The 531-nt window shown below is 76.3% G+C and carries 1 pseudogene; it reads right to left on the reverse strand.

What is annotated here, in order from left to right:
- Positions 1-99: 99 nt before the first annotated feature.
- Positions 100-531, reverse strand: a pseudogene (locus tag AC2W7G_RS18340) (hypothetical protein); the annotation flags it as partial.

A 531-nucleotide genomic window follows, 5' to 3' on the forward strand; every position in this document is an offset into this window, starting at 1 on the left:
CCAGGACCGCCTGGCCGGCCACGGGCAGCGGCACGGCGCGGTCGCGCGGACGCACCAGGTCGGCCGCGCCGAGCGTGGCCAGGAAAAGGGCGAGCAGGGTCATCGGGCCTCCAGCAGCTCGGCGGCGCCCAGCACGGCCACGGCGCCGGAGCGCTGCAGCGCCTGGGACACCGCGGACTGGGACACCTGCTCGTCCTTGGCGATCTGCACCTGGCTGCGTCCTTCCAGCACGCCCGCGAGGATGCGGCGTGCGCGCTCGTTCATGGCTCCGACCAGCTGGTCGCGGCAGAGCAGGTAGGCGTTGACCACCTCGGCCGGGACGGCGTCCTGCGCGTCCTCGCCCACGAGGTACCAGGTGCGCAGGGACCGGTGGCGTCCCGACTCGCGGCGCTTCGCCTCGACGATGGCGTCGCGGGCGGCCCACCACGCGGGACCGTCCTGCACCCGACCGTACGGGCCGGCACCGACGGCCTGCACCGAGCCGACGGCCGAGCCCGGCGCGGCAGTCCAGGTCGCCCGGCAGGGCCAGCC

The sequence above is a fragment of the Aeromicrobium sp. PFPM2_SD2 genome, from assembly GCF_057364525.1.